Annotated in this window: 11 protein-coding genes and 1 pseudogene; 3 read left to right on the top strand and 9 right to left on the bottom strand. The window is 48.9% G+C overall.

Going from position 1 to position 18,656, the window contains the following annotated elements:
• Nucleotides 1–550: pseudogene (locus HMPREF3044_RS11640) on the bottom strand (hypothetical protein); the annotation flags it as partial.
• Between the two features lie 556 nt (nt 551–1,106).
• On the opposite strand from HMPREF3044_RS11640, the gene HMPREF3044_RS11635 reads away from it, so the two are divergent.
• The gene (locus tag HMPREF3044_RS11635) at nt 1,107–2,324 is read left to right on the top strand and encodes a glycosyltransferase (RefSeq protein ID WP_168167256.1); all 1,218 of its coding nucleotides are present in this window, start codon (nt 1,107–1,109) and stop codon (nt 2,322–2,324) included.
• Nucleotides 2,325–2,402: 78 nt separating this feature from the next.
• Here HMPREF3044_RS11635 and HMPREF3044_RS11630 read toward each other — a convergent pair whose 3' ends face one another.
• Nucleotides 2,403–3,575 (bottom strand): nucleotide sugar dehydrogenase, encoded by a 1,173-nt coding sequence (locus tag HMPREF3044_RS11630; RefSeq protein ID WP_070741915.1) that lies wholly within the window; start codon nt 3,573–3,575, stop codon nt 2,403–2,405.
• A gap of 323 nt (nt 3,576–3,898) precedes the next feature.
• Between HMPREF3044_RS11630 and HMPREF3044_RS11625 the strand changes: the two genes are divergently transcribed.
• Nucleotides 3,899–5,077 (top strand): hypothetical protein, encoded by a 1,179-nt coding sequence (locus HMPREF3044_RS11625; protein ID WP_141759697.1) that lies wholly within the window; start codon nt 3,899–3,901, stop codon nt 5,075–5,077.
• Nucleotides 5,078–5,144: 67 nt separating this feature from the next.
• Here HMPREF3044_RS11625 and HMPREF3044_RS11620 read toward each other — a convergent pair whose 3' ends face one another.
• Genes HMPREF3044_RS11620 through HMPREF3044_RS11605 form a run of 4 tightly spaced genes read right to left on the bottom strand, consistent with a single transcriptional unit; the run spans nt 5,145 to nt 9,506 of the window.
• The gene (locus HMPREF3044_RS11620; protein ID WP_246821072.1) at nt 5,145–6,227 is read right to left on the bottom strand and encodes a glycosyltransferase family 4 protein; all 1,083 of its coding nucleotides are present in this window, start codon (nt 6,225–6,227) and stop codon (nt 5,145–5,147) included.
• Entirely contained in the window at nt 6,224–6,889 is a 666-nt protein-coding gene (locus HMPREF3044_RS11615) for a hypothetical protein (RefSeq protein WP_070741906.1), read from the bottom strand. Before HMPREF3044_RS11615 ends, HMPREF3044_RS11620 begins: the two co-directional genes overlap by 4 nt.
• On the bottom strand, nt 6,889–9,096 hold the full coding sequence (locus HMPREF3044_RS11610; RefSeq protein ID WP_070741904.1) for a glycosyltransferase family 2 protein: 2,208 nt from the start codon (nt 9,094–9,096) through the stop codon (nt 6,889–6,891). The genes HMPREF3044_RS11615 and HMPREF3044_RS11610 overlap by 1 nt, the downstream gene beginning before the upstream one ends.
• Complete coding sequence (locus tag HMPREF3044_RS11605; RefSeq protein WP_070741901.1) at nt 9,096–9,506, bottom strand: hypothetical protein; 411 nt, start codon at nt 9,504–9,506, stop codon at nt 9,096–9,098. The genes HMPREF3044_RS11610 and HMPREF3044_RS11605 overlap by 1 nt, the downstream gene beginning before the upstream one ends.
• 305 nt (nt 9,507–9,811) lie before the next feature.
• On the opposite strand from HMPREF3044_RS11605, the gene wecC reads away from it, so the two are divergent.
• Nucleotides 9,812–11,065 carry a UDP-N-acetyl-D-mannosamine dehydrogenase gene (gene wecC / locus HMPREF3044_RS11600; RefSeq protein WP_070741898.1) on the top strand — a complete coding sequence of 418 codons (1,254 nt, stop codon included), beginning with the start codon at nt 9,812–9,814 and terminating at the stop codon, nt 11,063–11,065.
• Nucleotides 11,066–11,144: 79 nt separating this feature from the next.
• Here the strand turns inward: wecC and HMPREF3044_RS11595 are convergent, their stop codons facing one another.
• The 3 genes from HMPREF3044_RS11595 to HMPREF3044_RS11585 form a co-directional block, all read right to left on the bottom strand.
• Nucleotides 11,145–15,548 (bottom strand): glycosyltransferase, encoded by a 4,404-nt coding sequence (locus HMPREF3044_RS11595; protein WP_246821070.1) that lies wholly within the window; start codon nt 15,546–15,548, stop codon nt 11,145–11,147.
• Between the two features lie 22 nt (nt 15,549–15,570).
• Nucleotides 15,571–16,272 (bottom strand): DUF6270 domain-containing protein, encoded by a 702-nt coding sequence (locus HMPREF3044_RS11590; protein WP_256381096.1) that lies wholly within the window; start codon nt 16,270–16,272, stop codon nt 15,571–15,573.
• Between the two features lie 69 nt (nt 16,273–16,341).
• On the bottom strand, nt 16,342–18,474 hold the full coding sequence (locus HMPREF3044_RS11585) for a hypothetical protein (protein ID WP_070741892.1): 2,133 nt from the start codon (nt 18,472–18,474) through the stop codon (nt 16,342–16,344).
• Nucleotides 18,475–18,656 lie beyond the last annotated feature (182 nt).

The following is an 18,656-nucleotide window of genomic DNA, read 5'->3' as shown; positions in this document are numbered from 1 at the left end:
TAGGTTCCACTGTTCCTGTGCTCGTCACGGTCGGTTCCTGTGCCTGCGTAGTCGTGGTGGTGGATGACGAGGGGCTCGCGGTGGTGCGCGTCGTCGATGTCTTACTTGTTGTCGCCGTCAAAGAAGTAGTCGGCGACGCGCTCGTCGTCGGTGTTTCCTCACTGGTGGTTTCCTGTTTGGGCGCGAGCACTACAAAACCAGCGAACAGGACAACCATCACGATGGAGACGATCCCCCAGTGACGCGACCGCTTCGAAGGCGGGTCCTCTACCCCCATCCCCGCGACTATGTCCGGGTTATCGTCACCGATCATCGTCGCTAGTCGACGATTATTCTCCACCGTCTCCTCGTACCTATCCCATTGCTTTTGGTCCCGCCGGTCCGAGATAATCCACCAGGCACCCGGGATAACGAACACCAAGCCGAAGATCACCATGGGGAGCTCGTCAGGCATCACAACACCAAGAATGACGATAAATACCCCGAACACCAAGGCTGGCCACGCAAAGAAGCGACCCCACCTTCGAGGACGAGAACTGACCTTCGCCATGCCTAGCGCTCCTTACCGCGATCTGCCTCCGCATCACCCGAATGCGAAGATGCAACCTTTAGTTTTGCAAACAATATCCTTATTGTGTCACACCAGAGCGCTTCGCCACCGACCTTTGCCAGGCTTCAAAACCAGGATTTCACTTTTCCTTACACAGTCATCCCATCCAAAACCTAATGCCTACACTAAAGAGGAAAACTTTTTCACATTCCTATTGAGGAAAGACTGACTGCAGAGGACCACAATGCCTACGCTTCCTTTTCCCGCGCGCCTCGCGACTACGTTAGCTACCGCCATGTTCGGGATGTTGCGTGACGACCCGCAGGAATTCGCGCGCAAAGTGAAGGAACGCATCCGCCTCGCAGATCTACCGGTTTTATCTCCAGTTTTAAACAGATACGTACCGGCAGACAGTGAAGTCTCTCCCCAACGACTGTTGGTCAAGCAGGGAAAGCTGAGTGAAGCGGTACGGTACTCTGGTGCAGATCGTAGCGAGCTCATAGCGCGTAGGGCGCAGGAAACTATCGACCAGCTACGAGCACCTATCGTTCCTGGGATGCAGTTGTCTAGTCACAACAGCGAATCTTCTGCTCAGCACGAAGAACCCAGAGTTCTGTTCTATCTCAACAACAGCCTCCCCCACACCCAATCCGGCTACACCGAGCGCTCACACAACATCCTCACTGCACTCAAAAAGCAGGGTGTCACCCTTCACGTCGTTACTCGCCTTGGTTATCCGCTACTAGTCGGTAAAGTCCCGCGACACGCCATTGAGTACGTCGACGGCATCCCCTACGAACGCCTCATCCCCACGGTCTACCCTCGGACTCTCCAAGCGCGTGATGACGAAGCGGTACAACAGCTAGTGAAGGTGGCTAAATGGTTCCGCCCCACTATTCTCCACACCACCACGGAATACAAAAACGCGATCATCGTCTCCCGCGCCGCCAAAATACTCGGTATCCCGTGGGTCTACGAAGTCCGTGGCGAACTGGAAAGCACGTGGCTTTCACGTTTCCCAGAAAGTGAACAACAGAAACGGCAGCAGTCCGAGTTTTATCAACTTGCCCACGCGCAAGAAACTGCCGCGATGAAGGCAGCCTCGGCGGTCGTGTCGCTGAGCGAAGTGTCTAAAAAAGCGATGGTTATCAGAGGAGTCGCCGAGGGAAAAATCATCGTTGTCCCCAACGCCGTCGACGAGTCACTCATTGGAAAAAAATACGATCAGGAAGAGATTCGGAAAGAACTAGGGCTCCCGAATACTACTACCATCGGTACGGTGACCAGCGTTGTCGGCTACGAAGGTCTTGATGATCTTATCAGAGCAACCGCGCTACTCCCCGATGTCACCTGCTTGATTGTCGGTGACGGTGCGGCACGCCCGGAACTCGAGAAACTTACCCGCGAACTTCAACTCACCGGTCGAGTTATCTTCGCCGGACGCCAACCAAGGGAATCGATCTGGAAGTGGTATGCAGCACTGGACGTATTCGTACTGCCGAGGAAAGACACCCCTGTCACCCGGGTCGTAGCTCCAATAAAGGCGCAGATTGCGCAGGCGCTAGGCAAGCCCGTCGTAGCTAGCGATCTTCCGGCGCTTGTCGAGATCACTGGTGGCGACGAAGTATATGTGTGCCCGGAGCATCCGGATGAGCTCGCATCTGCTATCCGGAATACCCTGGTTACTGCGAAAACCCGGAAAAATCTCCCGTCCTCAGTGAAAGGTTGGCAGGATCGCACTGAAGTTTTCAAAGCTTTAGTCACGCGTTCTTAGCTCGCAATTCTGCCCGTGGTCTCTCTCACCTGGCCACGTTTACTGTGTAAGTGAAGCACAGAATTTATGCAGCCCTTACTAATCTCGCTTGAACAAATCCGCTGTGATGAGCTCGCCTTTATACGTTGCCAATTCCGGGGACCACCGGTTAGCCAACAGCACATCACATTCTTGCAGGAAAGCTGGTAAATCATGCTCGACCGGGATGCCACCAAATTCTTCCCCGTCCAGCGTCGGTTCATAAATCACAACATCAACATGTTCGTTGTTGAGGATCTTGATGACATCTTGGATCGATGAGGAACGGAAATTGTCTGATCCAGACTTCATTGTCAGCCTGTACACTCCCACCTTTTTCGGCGCTCGGTCCAACACCTCGGAAGCAATGAATTCCTTACGTTGCGCATTCGATTGCACAATCGCAGAGATCAGCGATTGAGGGATATCTTTGTAGTTCGCAAGAAGTTGGCGCGTATCCTTGGGCAAACAATAACCACCGTAACCAAAACTTGGATTGTTATAGTGGCCACCAATTCGCGGATCGAGAGACACCCCCTCAATAATCTGTCGCGAGCTCAAGCCGGTCTTTCTAGCAAATGTGTCCAACTCGTTAAAATACGCAACCCGCATTGCCAGGTAAGTATTGGCGAAAAGCTTGATGGCTTCTGCCTCTGTTGTGCCAGTAATCAGAACGGGAACATCAAAATCAGCTGCAGAGTCCTTCAACAAATTTGCAACCAATATAGCGGCATCGCGATCCTTTGACGAAGTGACGATGCGCGATGGGTGAAGATTGTCGTAAAGGGCACGCCCTTCGCGCAGAAATTCAGGGCTGAAAACGATCGTGAGATCCGGGAAGCGTTTCTCCATTCGCCTCGTGAAGCTAATCGGAACGGTGGACTTTACTACTACTGTGGCGTTCGGATTTACTCGAGAGATTTGTTCCAGTACGGATTCCACGGACCCGGTATCGAAAAAGTCGGCCTCCACGTCATAGTCCGTTGGCGTCGCAATGAAGGCTACCTCTGCCTGCTCCAGCGCTTTGTCTCCATCCAAAGTCGCTCTCAGGTTTACTTCTCCGTTTTGTAGGGCCTCCTGAATCTCCTTGTCAACGATTGGAGATAGCCCTTGATTGACTAGGTTGACTTTATTTTCGTCGAGATCGACGCCGATCACGGAGTTTCTCGTCGAAAGGAGTACTGCATTTGAAAGTCCTACATACCCAAGCCCAAATACCACTACGTTCGCCATTGCTTGAACCTCATCTTGTTTATCCAGTACATCCGGCAGTTTGTCCACGGGATTCGAGTTAAATCGTAGCGCATGAGCAATGCGATTGGTCTTCTTGGGCTGTTTTCATAGATTCCACAGGTTGGGGTAAACTTCACGTGGCACCACCCGTTAGAGCAACGTGCTTGCACGTTGGGTGGTGCTTTTTGAATCCCCCCGAATAGTGGAGCTTCATCGGACCAATACATTTAAAAACTCCTCTTCAGGAGTAGGATAACTACGTTACAGAGAAAGTCCTACCCGAAAATTTTACCGATTGGAGTGCCGTGCTTTATAGACCCAGTATGATCAGCCTTTCCGACAATGCTGCAACTAATCGGATTCCACCACGCCCTAAAGATATGCAGCAGGACAATTATCTGGAGAAATTCGATTTTCAAACCATTTTCTCGGATGTGTTGATTTCTGGCGGACGGGTTTGGCTAATTGGACCTCCTTTCTTGAACCTTGAGGAACCACTCAAGGACTCCGTTTTTAGGTGGAACGGAAAGGATGTGTCTGATTCCGTTGTTTTCGAAAACTTCAACCGCATGTCGCGAGCTTCGTTTTCTACGGAAGAGGAATGCGGTGAACTTAGTATCCAGAGCGAACTCGGTTGCTGGAGGCGCACCGTCAATAGTGCTGACCCGGACTTTCTCGCCAGCGAGCGTGTGATCGTAACTCAGCAGCAAAACAATCGGTTGGAATGGATTGCGTATTGGGCGTATTTCAACGTTGTAGTAAACGGAGCTTCTGCTCTTGTAATTTACGACAACAAGAGTAATGACTACTCTCTTTCGGCTTTGGAAGAACTGCTCAGCATGATACCGGGCCTGAAAAAGTGGGTGATCGTCGATTGGAAGACGCCCTACGGAGTTACGGGTGGTCCTGCAAACAGATGGGATTCCGATTTCGGACAGTATGTGTCGTGGGAGCACTCTCGCAGGGCTTTCACCATGAAAGCCAAGTCAGTCATGATTATCGATGTCGACGAGCTTCCAGTTACAACTGAAAAGAAGACCATCTTTGAACAGTTGGAATCATCCAATGCAAAGGCTATTCTTTTTAAGCGGCAACCGATTAGAGCATTTCCCAACCGATCTAACCGTCTAGAGGGTTTACGGGTACATGGTGATTATTCTCTGGGGGAAACTCGAGGCGCATGGCTTGCTGCTAAGTATGCCTACGTCCCAGCCCGATTAGAGGAGAAGGACCAGCTCAAAGTCCACTTGCTGGAGGGAGAAAACGTTAAATCGCTTACGCCCCCAAGTAATTTCGCCGGGCACTTTGATGCAATCCGTATTCGTTGGAGGATTTCGGAGACTCTACCTGTACAAAACTTCAAGCGTGCTGAAGATATCAAAGAAGATGTCTCCCCCGTACAGATTTTCGATCAAGAATTCGATCAGCTATCCGATTCGTGGTCAAAAGTTCTGCAAAATATAAAGACACTCATCAACAAGCAAAGGGAAACTCATATTTAAGAGCCGTTCCCAGCTCATAAAGGAAGGCGCGACTAAACAAAAGTCGCGCCTTCCTTATCATCACACATTAACAATGCAAGGCAGCAAGCATCTTCTCGTCAACGACGCTTTGCCGGTTTCCGTCCCAGATGACCTTTCTCGCTACAGAAACAGCTTCGTCATAACATTCAGGTTCACATAGCTGCTTCAAATCTTTTTCGATACTAGTAGGCGTAAAGTTCGGGATCCCATGGTCACCGAAATTGGACCAAACTCCTGCTCTTAGGTTCTGGCCGAATTGAATTCCAACATTGTTTCTGGCACCAACTCCAAGACATAAAGTCCCAGATGCACACGCGCGCATGCCGGCCATTCCTGCAGTGACGGTCAGGAAGGATTCGTTCATCTTCTCTGGCACCTCATTTGGCGAAATCCATCCACGCAAGCTGTACGAAACGTTGGGGATAGTGCCCACTAGCCTGTCGTACCTTCTAGCGAAGTATCCCTTCAATGGACCGTCGCCGTACACGTCAATGTTCCAGTGGACATCAGGAAGCTCTTTAGAGAGAATTCGAACTGCCTGCTCAACTGCACCAATCTGCTGCACTTTGTCCTTCGACAGCCTAGACGCAGTGACAATGGATGCTTCCCCGTTAGCTATCTTGTCTTTAAACGAAACAAGAGGGAGCTCGAAAATCTCGTCGGGAGCAGCATTGGGCACACATGTAACTTTCCACGGAGCGACTCGTCCGATTCGCTGCGCGAAATGAACTAACGATGGGCTTGCTGCGATAAATGCATCAACATCGTTGCTCCACTCGTACATACGATCATGGAATGCTCCATGGATCATCACGACATGCTCACAGTTCATCCTCTGGCTAAGTGCTAGTCCCAGTTTTCTCCCCTCAGGCGCGTGTGAAAATATCAAATCAAAAGCAACAGAATCTTGAATAGTATCGAGGCTCTTCTGCCACTGCGACCAATCGACACGGAAAAAGTCGGCTCCCGTGTTCTTGGCTCGAATCTCAAACGTCGATCCCTGCCCAACAAAAGTAACCTTATGCCCTGATTTAATGAGCGCCTTAGCAGCATCCACCGTCCATTCATGGACTCCGCCCCATTCTGCGACGGTGCGTACCGGCATCAAAATACGTCTGGATCTATTCACTCTTCAAACCTCGCTTCGAAATCTCCCATCGCCAAGATTCGGAGACTGATCCCCAATCCGCGCGCCAAATCTTCAAGAGCCTGGACCTTTTCGTCCGTGACTCCTTCTGTTTTTTCCACTATCAAATTTTGTGAACTGAAATCACCCGCCAAGCACAATGCCACCGCGGTGTAGAACTCAGTGCGAGTTAAACCGACTGAAGTGAACGAGCTCATGTTCGCGGACAGCTCGATTCGATCTGTTGAAAAAAGTCCACCACGCCAAATCGTGGTGTCACGAACCTGAACCAGAAGATTTCTCATCTGATTTCCAAATTGCCTAGGCACCGCCTCCGACCTAAAATCGCCGATAATCAATCTCGATTGCCCCGGCCTTTGCGTTTTCCGCTGAGAGCAAACTCCAAAATGGGTGAATTCGCTGCCCAAATATTTTTCGAGTGCCTTACTTCCGCTTACTGAGATCAGGGGATCCTTGACGATCGCAAACTCCATAATGTGTGGGAATACAATGGTTGCAGCTCCCACAACGTACTCGGATTCTGGTTTCAGCGCCGTAAAATCGAGCCTCAGATTAGACGGATTTGCCGCAGTTTCGTATTCGAATTCCGGAACCGCTGCAACGCTGAACTGACCGTTTGACCTATTGCTACTAACTATTTTCACTACTGTTCCCCATCCAGCCCTGAATCATTGGAGCTTGCTCTGACTTCTTCATTTTCGAGTAGCCGTACTGTCTCGTATGCAACGTCGAAGGGCTTTCCCTCTCTATACAAGGAAATGCTTCTATCAGTTGATGCTTCTTTCTCCGCACGAAGGTGGTACATACAAATCAGCGCATCAGAGAGATTTTCATAAGCATAGACGCATACTCGCTGGTGAATCCCCAACTCCTCTGCTACTTCTACCTTCCGTGCAAAAAACGGCACTGGAAGATCCGGCGACACGAGATCTTCCGCGCTGTATGGTGCTCCCCAATCGACGACCACATGGCAATCTTGTTTAATTCTGCAGGCGCTGCCATACAAGACAACGACTCTATCGAGTGCAGTATTTCTGCAGGAAAGTTTCGCATCAGCTTCAACCCGATCGATCTCACTAACGGCAGGAGCCGATTGAGACGGCTTCAATCTCCCGGCTACGGTTATGGGACCGGAAACGCTACCCCTCAAATGCACAAGTTGTTCTTGACTCACTCTAGCGATGAAACTCTGTTCCAAAGTCGGTCTGCTGGTAAGAAGGTCCTTTTCAAGGATTATGCGCGCATTTTGGCACGACAGTTGCGCCTGTAGCATTCTGTTTGCAGTATTTCCCCGGATGGAAACTTCGCGATCTACCAATTTATCCGGCAAGAAGCCTCCGAAATTGGAAAAGATATCCTTTTGCCCTCGTGGTTTCGGGTATAGCTTCTTTTTCCCTTTCTCAACCATTTTTTCAAAGCCGAGACTATTAGTAGTAAATCGATTCCGAATCTTCGATAGTAAGTGTCCGGTTTTCTGATTACTGCTGTCCTGGGCAGTGATCTGAAACTCGTGTACACGCCTAAGGTATAGATACTCACCGGTGTGTTTCCATCGAACTCCAGCGTTCACTAGTCTCGTGGCGAGATCATGATCGACTGAAGATGTGATCTTCTCGTTATACCGGAACTGTTTGATCAGCTGCGTCGGCAGAGTCCAAGTACTATGACCTGGAGCAGCCCCAACTGCTGCTACCAGGGTGTCATCGAAACCAATCTGGGTGAGAAATCCACGCATTTGGCCGGTCTCATCATCAAAATTGATCCAGGACCCATAGCTGGCATCTGCATCTCCGCCTAATGCAGATATCCCCAGGAGCAGCCGATCAGGCAACATGATGTCATCGTCATCGTGAACAGCGGTTAGCTCACAGTGAGAGTGGTCCGCAATTAGGTTCCTAATTCTGCTCACTCCAACTGAGTCTTTGACTTGGATGAGAGTGACCCTGCTATCCCCCACCGAACCAACTGCCCTCTGCACCGATTGTTGATCATCCGAGCCATCATCAGCAACGATGATCTCAAAGTCTTGAAACGACTGGTATAGAACCGAATTGAGAGACTCTACAAGAAGATCCGATCGATTCTTGGTAGCGATGGCCACAGTTATGAGAGGCACTCGAAGCTCAGGCGCCACTGACCAGTCAATGAGGTTCCGAAATACGGATGAATCTGAGCAGATACCTTTTTGGATTTGTGAACGGTCGGTTGGTAAACCGTTCTCACGCAAATATTGCGTCGTCTCTTGAGTTGTGTATCCGCAAACTTTCTTCGGATGCAGTACACGCCACCCGTAATTGCGAATCCTCCACTCCAATTCACGACACAAATAATAAGCGAATTGTTTTTCCTCATCGAATCCCCTAAAAAGGAGGAAATCGCGCTTGCGCATGACGAGCAAATATCCCAGGGCAAATTCGTCCAAAGGAGTCGCATCAGCTGTTTCTAGCTGGGCCGCAACAGGGACCGAGTGATCTAGCGAAGCATAAAAACCCTTCGGGCTCACAATCGCACGCGCATGCCGGTCGAGTTCAGTGAGCGCATTCTCCACAAAGGAACCGTTTAGCCAATAGACACGCTCCAGGATCAAGAGGTTGTCAGTTTCAGCCGAAGCTGCCGCAACGTTTAATCGCTGCGCTGGTGTCTTGCAAAAGGGCGTCACGACTACTGTCAGCAGCTCAGGACCCAAACTTCGTGCAACACCACACCACTCCGGTTCTATCTCAATGTTGGAGCCGTCAGGAATCGCAATTCGAACATCTGCGACCCCGTCTAAAGAATGTAAGTGCTCCAGGTACTCCCTCGCACTATCCAAGTCACCTGGAATTTCTTTTAGAATAACCGACGTTTCCATTACTGTTCGACCTTCAAAATAAAAGCTTGATTTCTCTCATTCTCAGCGCTAACAAAAGCGAATGACATTAGTTTGTCCGAAACATCGGTCTTTTTCGCCTTGGTTGACCACGGTATTATTGAGACCCCTACTGCATAAGCAGGTTTTTCCAGTTGGATTGCCTCCGCACGGAGTAGAGTGATCCGGCCACGGTCTACTACTTTCAAATACCTGTAGGGCAAGTCGACCAGTTTTGTCACTGCCGCACCGATGCTCTCATGCCCGATCTGTTCTCCAAACTCGTTTTCAAACTTGAATGAAGCAATGTAATCATTATCTGCGACATAAGCATCCGCCAGCCAACCTATGAAGAGCCCCACTTTACACACACCCCCGGGTAGGGAGATTCGTGCGGTCTCAGCCAACTCCATTGTCAAATAATCCTATCTAATTAAAAGAGGAACAAACAATAAATTTAGTTGCTACTAAATGTACAGGTTCCCCACAGATATGTGGCATTTTTACCGTAATTATACTATCGCGCACGGAAAATACACAGGTTCATAAACCCGCAGGCAACCGCGGGTTAACTTCTTAGACGTCACAGCATTCTGACAACGAATTTTCACCCCCTCTAATCCCGCCGTGGAATTATTCACCAATTGAATATAATGGTAATCTCAAGGAGAAGGTAAACTCTTCAGACCAAGAAAGATAAAAGGAAAGGCAAAGAGCAGTGCCTAAGAACTCAGTGGCCTTTATCGGTTTAGGCTACATCGGATTGCCGACAGCAGTTATGATGGCGCAACACGGCTTAGACGTGACGGGTGTAGATGTCCTCCCCGAAAAAGTGCGCCAGATCAACGACGGAGAAATTTCAATAGTAGAACCGGGTCTGGAGGATGCGCTAAAAGATGTGCTCGCTAAAGGCACCTTCCATGCAACCACAGCCGTCCCACACGCTGATGCATATATCATCGCAGTTCCTACGCCGTTCACATCATCCCATGACGTAGACATGAAATTCATTTACTCCGCTGCTGAGAGCATTGCTCCACAACTTGTGGGCGATGAATTGGTAGTTCTCGAATCTACTTCTCCACCCCTCACTACGCAGAAGATGGCAGAGAGAATCTTGGAACTCCGTCCAGATCTATCTCTTGACAACGGTAAGACCGAATCGACCAAACCTGTAATTCACGTGGCACACTGTCCGGAAAGAATTCTTCCAGGTAGAGCCATGGAGGAACTTCGTACTAACGCCCGGATAATTGGCGGGATTTCATCAGAGGCCACCCGGAGGGCCACCGAGATTTACAGTTCCTTCTGTGAAGGCGAACTCCTTCAGACCAATGCAAGGACTGCGGAACTCTCAAAGCTCACCGAGAATAGTTTCCGCGATGTAAACATTGCGTTCGCTAACGAGCTATCCCTCATCTGCGAGAAGCTCGACATCGACGTGTGGGAATTGATCCGCCTAGCTAATCATCACCCACGGGTGAATATCCTCCAGCCAGGCCCCGGGGTGGGTGGACACTGCATCGCGGTGGATCCTTGGTTTATCGTGTCAGCTGCCCCAGAAGAGGCTCGGCTCATTCACACTGCTCGTCTGGTGAACGATAGTAAGCCAGAGTGGGTGTTCTCTAAAGTTCAACGGGCTGTCGAAGATAATAATGCCACCGATGTTGCAGTTCTTGGACTTTCTTTCAAGGCTGACATCGACGATCTGAGAGAATCACCTTCTCTTCATATCGCGCAGGAAATTGCTCAGCGCCTGCCTGGCATATCGGTGCATGCTGTTGAACCAAACATTTCCAAGCTGCCCGAAAGCTTGGAAAAATTCAATAACGTAACCTTGGATCAACTCGCTCCTGCAATTTCCCAATCGCAGATTGTCCTCCTCCTGGTAGACCACAAACCATTTAAGGAAGTCACTGCAGCACAATTAAAGAACAAGACCGTAATCGACACCAAGGGGCTTTGGATTTAAGCTCCATTCGAAATCTACAAAGAGGCCGTTCAGATTCTTTTTACTCTGGACGGCCTCTTCTACGCCTTCATCCCGCCGCCTAGTTGTCGCGGATTATACTTTCCAATTTCCTATAAACGACTTCGGAATTAAAATTCTCTGACGCAAACTCGGCGGCGTCCCGTTTATCCACTGTCTTGTTGAGAATGGATTCGGCCATTTTATCCACGGAACAGTGGAGCCATTCGAGTGGATAAATCTGATCGGCTCCAGGCCACATTAGCGATACTGGCATTGCGCCTGAAGCAGCTCCATCAGCCAGGGTTAAATGAAATGACTCAAAGTCACTTGTGGAGATAGCGATCCCTATCTTCTTGTACCATTCAGCCATATCATTGCCGTATCCGTCCAGGATGATAGCGCCGGGGAATTTTTTATTTATCCTATCTATTCTGTCGAATTGATTCTTGAAGAATTGCATCTCAGATGGCCGTTTAGCCATCCATGGAAAGTCACTCGGCTCTTTGCCCTTAATTCGTAGGTGGTACCGCGTATCGTGCTCAAGCAGCATTTCAATAAGGTCGATTGCGAGGTCGAGCCGCTTGCTTCGCGGAACGATCCCCACCATGCCTAGGCAGAAATCGGCACCTTCATATTTCTCGTTGGCAAGCTTGTCTACTTCTACAGCGTTTGGGATCACTATTGATTTTTCCGCTAGAATGCCGTGGGAGAGTATAGCGCTCTGTTTTATCAACTCGCCTACAAAGATGAACGCATCGACATTGTCGGCATCAAGCTGCTTTAAGAACGGACGTCGCAGCTCCTGCGAATGAACACGGACTATTAGTCGTTGTCCCGGCTTCTTGTGCTTCGAATACCAAACCGCGTTTCCTAGCCCCCATTCGCAAAAAACAACGTCAGCTTCGTTGTTCAACTTAAGAGATTTTGTCTCGTCATGTTGCGTATGCGAAGACCATTCATCCACGATTATTTGATATCCACTTTCAGTGAGATATCGCATTATTCCCTGAGCAAATTTTAGATCGTGGCCTGCGAAAAGGATTCTCTTGCTCTCTCGTGCCCGCGAATTCGCGTTCTTATCACGAAATCCAATTTCCTCATCGGAAGGTGGAAGGAAAACAACTATCTTTGAATTAGACTCTTGAACTCGCCTGACTAGGGTTGCAACTTTTGATTTCTCTTCTTCATTTCCAACTACTTGGCGACAAACCGCGGTTTGCCCATCGTACGATTTCCAGGGCAGCACATGGATCTCATTCCAATCGCCGAAACGAGGGAATAGAAGGAGATCTTCAATGAATGTCCTAGACGGAACATCTGAAATACTAATTAAGTAATCAGCTTTTGAATGTGCAGAATCCGGAACGATTGAGATGCCTGCCTCATCAGCTTGTCTTCTAACCGGCTCTTCGACATCATCGCAGATGATTTCTGTAGGTCTGACGGATTGAGACATCAAAGTGTCTACTGTTTCCGAGGAGAGTTTGCCAATCTCCAATGCGACTGAGCTCAGTTCTAGCCCTTTAACCGGTATACCGACTGTTCTAAAGAGAATGGACAACGCAGTGTCGGCGGTGTGCGAGCGGTAGATCGTTCGCATCTGTCTCCAGATCTCCTGGAGCCTTCTACCTGAATCCGTTGCCCAACTGGACATCCATTCATTCAGCTCATTCTTGCTGCTTGAAGTAGCAATATTGGATCCAAGGCTCTCTTCAATGCCCCGTCCTGGCGATGATACAAGGATTCCACCGCATGCAGGAACTTCTACTACCCGCCTTGAAAACATAGTCGGAGAATTGACCACAGAATTCACGTTAAGGTGAGCAATGTGTGTGTCGTACGTGTTTATTACTTCCTCGTAAGGAAGGGCACCCCGAACGTCTTTTTCAAATTTTTCTGGGAACTTGTACGGAGATTCCGGGTTATTAGCCTGTCGATCGTAAATCTCTAGACCGAAAGAACTTGCGACTTCGAGTAACTGATCGAGGCGTTTCGACCTTTCCGGGTAACGATCACCGTAATAGGTCCCGGCATAGGCAAAGGTCGAATGAAACTCCCGGGGCGACCCCAAGGGATTGTGGATCTTTGGTTGCGCATAAAAAGGCAGAGCGGATACTGCCTTATTTTTGCGCCCAGGGGTTTCCAAATACTTAGGGATCATGTTCGCATCTGTAGTGAACACATAGTCGAATCGCGCTGCGGTAGGCGCAAACCGATCAAAGTGAACCGGATCTTCTTTGTTCCAAAATACGGTGGGAATATTGAAAGATGTAGCTAGCCGCAACAGATTAAAGAGATCTTCGCTTTCTTCTTCGGAATAATATCCAATTCCGTGGCTCCACTGGCCTCCGTTGCCTAACCATGCTGACTCAACGAAAATTAAATCCAACCGAGTCTTAGCTAGTTGTTCTGCGAAATTGTCTCTTTGCAAAGGAACCACACGGCAGCTGTTTGCCATAGTAGTCAGCGTAAACTCATCTGCGATGATTCCTACTTGCAATTCCGAAATGCTTTTGAGCGCTGAGGCCCTGCGATTATTCCTAGAGTCATTCAAAAGCCTTTTGTGAACAGCGACCATCTGTGCACAAATCTTCTTCCAAGTTCTTTGTTCCAGGACCCACTTACGACCGGCCTGTCCAAAGACATGGCGCGTTGTCTCATCGCTAATCAAGGTTGCTAGAACCTTGGCTAGGTCGGCAACGTTGCCCGCTTCGAAAAGGACGGCCCTTTCACTGTCTTCCCCACATGCGAGATCAACATTAGGAGAAACATCAGAAAGCACTGTAGCTATGCCTGATGAAAATGATTCCAGCGGCTTGAGAGGGGAAACTAATTCGGTAATTTGGTTCGATTCCCTCGGACAAACAACGATATCAAACGTGCTCATCAGGCGTGGTATATCATTTTGGGGAAGTCGTCCAAGAAACTTAACATTCGTATTTTTCAGAGATTCGGCAAGTGCCTTTAGCTTCACCTCGCTCTTCCCAGATCCTGCAATTACAACTAGGTGCGGAATGTCTTCGGCCTGAAGGAGAGCAGAAGCCTTAATGAGTGATTCCAGTCCTTCATAATCAACTACGCTTCCCGCGAAACCGATAGTCACCTGGTCTGGATCGATCCCCTTAGCTTTAGCAAAACTTTCATCTTTGGGATATGGAAGGAATCGATTTGTATCCACTGCATTTGGAGCCACGGATATTTTGTCAGCTGGGACTCCTCGAGAAATCAACTCTTCGGCGACTTGATTAGTAATGGCCAAAACTGAGTCAGCTTCGCACGCTACCAAGGTTTCTAAGTTCTTCATGAACTCAAAGCGCTCAGAATTCTCAAACCCCGGTCGGCTCGTGGCCTCGGTGATTTCCCACAATCCTCGAACCTCGTAGACGAAGGGGACTCCCACCCTACGAGCAGCTATCAGTGCAGGAAGAGCGGTCCGAAAATTGGAGGCGGACTGAATTACGGCCGGGCGGTTCAAGAGAGCCTCCCTCACGAAGGCATCCGCAGCTAGCTGCAAGTAGCTGTTAAGAGGGTCTCGGTTCAGATTTCCTCCCGGCACGTGTACGTAGGGAATACCGTCGAGTTCTTTTATGCAGCGCCGTTGAGCGGGTTTTGCTACCTCGCTAGCTGAGTCCCACGGATATCCTGTACGCGCAACTACAACGATATCTTCACCAGCCTGACCAATTCCCTGAGCAACGCCACGTGTCCGCGTTGAATACCCATTTGAGTTGAAAACTGGAGTCGAATGGACGCAATACATAACACGGTCATCTTCTACAAGGTATGCTGGGCTGTCGGTTCGAGGAGGCACTTCCAATTGGGAGTTTGCAACTGCCACGATCCCCTTAATCCGCGTGATGAGGCGCTGTGTCTTTTCTGAAGCCAACTCCATCTGTTCTGCGGAAAGCTCTTCGATTATCGCGGCTGCTGATGAAATGGATCCATCTCCATACCATGCCCGGACTAAATCCTTTTCAAAATAATGGTTTTTCTCAGCGTTGGGTTTCCGGCTTCCATAATCAGATGATTTTTTGGAGTCACTTTTTGCAGCAACCGGAGTGGATGACTTAACCTGCGTATTTGAGACCAAATCCTGGCTTGAATTTATTAGTCTAAGTTTTTTGCGAACTTTTGTAACTTGTCGCGACAGCTCTCTCAAAGAATCTTGTTTGCCCAATTCTCTTTTGAGGGTTTTGAATTTTCTAAACGGGAACGCGACCACTCGACTGGCTTTCATCGTCCGGGAGTGCCTAAGCGCAGCTATTTTTTGCTCAAGGTCCTTATTTTGAGATTCCAGCCTAGATATACGCGATTGAGCCTTTTCCAATGTGTTGTTTGACGATCGAGGCGAAGGCTTTTTGCCCCTCGATCCACTCCCTGCACGGTCCATAGCCGATTGAACGGTTTCACGGTATTCATCTGTGTGCATTATTTTTTTCCTAACCCTACGATCAGCCCTGGAGAGACTTATTTTTAAATTCAAGCAATATAGACTATAGCCGATGCTACGGGTACTGGCTCAGCTGCTGAAGCACATAATCGTAAAATCGCGCTTCGTAATGATAAGGTGCTACTCCCCATCTGTGATCGTTAGCGGAACGACAGAATTGATGTGGGATTTCACAAACTTGAAATCCGGCTGCTGCAGCCTCCGCATAATAGCGTTCGTAGAGATGGTCCCATTGCTCAGCAGTTTTCCCCATTAGTGGCCGGACCGATTCACCCTGAATGGTCTCATTCGCGAAGCTTGGTTTCAAGAGCACTGGATTCTTTGTCTTTAGTACAGACGACAACCGAGTTGCAGCTTGTTTAAACAATTCAAAATGTCGATCAGAACCGAGGGGAATCAATTTGCCATGGTCTACATTCTCGAGCCAGCCGGAATGCTTCAGCTCTGATAGGTAAGTAATATATCCACCAGATTTTACTGGAATGATGCCAGCTCGCTCGTCGATTAGGTCAAGCAGCATAATGTCCGGAGTTAACTTTTCCAGCTGGGGCAACGTAGTTGATCGAAAATCCCGTTCGACCATCCTCTGTTGGAAAGCACTCTCGAGTAATGACTTAGCTTTTGGAACGGGTACCGGCTCATTACAGGACGAGATCCAAGAATTCCTAGCAAAATAAGCAGACACCTCGAACTCATTTTGAGGCCGATTGAAGCAGTCACGAGACACGCAACTCCCATAAATTACTACCTTTTTCAACTGCAACCTTCCAACCAGATACCACTCTTAATTCCGAACGACTGAACCGACCATTGATTCTGCGAAAAATTACTTTTCAAGCTTTCGATTGTCGATTATGTTGCACGGGTTTTTTGCCCCTAAAACGCGAGCAAAAAGCACCACAGAAACCGCAGTCGAATCTTGATTATCAAGCACACATCGCTGTGAGAGTTTATCGCTATACCAATTTGTTTGGATACGCTTATCACCCTGGTAAAAATAGTAGGCATACTCCAACTCACTCGGGTCGCCTGATTTAACTTCCACAGATGCTTCAACTGTTGAGTCATCAATCTGTCGTTGAATCAACCCTAATACCACTGGTGCTGACGATCTCTTAAAGCCGCGCGGTATTTCGATCTCAATTTTCTGACCTAAGGCTCTCGACACCAGGTTGCCATTCGCATCGGGCGCTAAGACCCATCTCCGTTCCGCCGTTTTCCCTATAACGGTGTCCCTAAGGCTTTGCAGTTTAGCGACTTGCCTTCCCAACCCTATAGCGCTCTCGGCGCGACACCTCGATTCAAATGCTGAACAAAACGAAGGTGTCAAAACTGGCTCGAGTTCCGGCAACTCGCGAAGCTCAGCTATCGACTGCACGATAAAGTTCTCAGACCAGAGAGCTTCATCGAAAGAGCGCTGTGGCTTGGAGTTATCTGCCCACGTAACGTGCTGACCATTTCGGGGCGGGTTATAGTCCCTACTACCTGTAGCTGCCCTTGTTTCGCCCCTCGCTATGAACCGTTCAGGCCAAGGGCCAGACTCGAATTCGATACGGTTTAGCGAACTCTCGGTGCGCTCAATGATATCAAAGAGGACGCGACCATCTCTTCGATCACCGAGACTCAACAGTTCCGAAGCCCTGACAAACTCAGGCTGAGATAGAGGCAAGCTAGTCCAAACGTTGGATTCAACGGACGACCGGGCGGTGGCAAAGTGCCCTCGATTTCTGAATCGTGTGTAGTGAGCGTCAATCGCATCCGCAAAGGATCGGTAACGTCCTAGATTAAGATCGCTGACGAACTTTTCTTCAGCATTCCTGCGCACTTGGCCCGCAAGATTCCGCTCTGGGTAAAGCCATCGAAAAACCGCTCGAGCATTTGCCACTGCTTGCTCTGGTGACCAGTTAACGTCCTTCAAAGCCACAAGGTTCTCAAAAAATACAGACCAAAAGGTTCTGAATGTCTCACCCCCACCTCCGTATAGGTCAATATACGGTTGGTTAAAGACACCCACGACGTTTCTTGGCCGGTATTTGAAGTTATAGTTCGAGCGATACTTCTGCCACCGCGCCAAGTGCTCCTCCAGTGCTACCGACCACTTGGTCATGTCTATATTCACCGAATCGCCTAGCGAGTAACAGTCGGAAAGGTAGTTAGCGATTTCGAGGTCTTTCTTCAGCACCTTAGACGTATAGCTGTTAGATGCAGACGCTGGGTTCACTGTGTAAACCGATATTTTGTCCTCTATACCTGCCGCCGCTGCAAGCGCTAGTACGGCTCGAGAATCTTTCCCCCCAGATAACCTCAACTGAATTTTTGCAACCTTGTTGCCGACTTGCCCCATTCGTTTCAACCCAGAAACAGCCCGATCGATACCCTTTTCCAGGAGGGCATCGTAAGAAAGATCAGTGCCATCGGCACGATATAAATCGATAATGCTCCAACCATCTGCTGACGCGTAAACGGCTTGTCCATGCTCGCACAATTTGATTTCTGGGTTTAATGTGGTGCCACTAAAGACTGTGTGGGCAAAGGAGGCTTCGGTCCCTAAGAGCAATGCCACATATTCTGGACTTAGATTTGAATGTCGACCGGTATTACTAAGTTCCCTCACTATGCACTGTATAGAATTTGCTACTATGAGGTCAATTTTACCTTTCTCCTGCGGGACTATCGTGTAGTAGAGGGGGCTATAGCCAAACGAATCAGCTGCAACGACTACGGATCCATCCTGAGCCTGAAACAGACCAGACCACTCACCGTAGGACTCGGTAGCCGTTGCGAGAGTATATCCAGCTACATCAAACTCTTCATCAATCGGACCACAGTGGCGTGAATCGAATAGGACTCCTGTGAGAAGTTGACCTGAAAACTCGCATAGTTTGAGCTGGTCAGTTGCTACTAACCTTTTGGAAGGCAAATTCTTCAGATAGACACAAAACGTTTCAGAGGAATACACTTCACGACACCTTTTCGCAGCTTGGTCTCTTTTAAAATCGTAAGCTCTTGTTGACAAGTAACGATACCAATTTTCAACCGAGGAAAGTACTAATCATAATAATGAAAGGGCTTCCCATTCTTATTGCCTCAAATTGCCTTGGCGTAATCTAAACTCCCATATGTATCTGAGACATTTTTCAA

Origin of the sequence: Corynebacterium sp. HMSC073D01, assembly GCF_001815555.1 — a bacterium.
GTDB classification, from domain to species: Bacteria; Actinomycetota; Actinomycetes; order Mycobacteriales; family Mycobacteriaceae; genus Corynebacterium; species Corynebacterium glucuronolyticum.
Note: the sequence above shows the minus strand (reverse complement) of the source record. Positions and strands in the feature narration are given on the sequence as shown.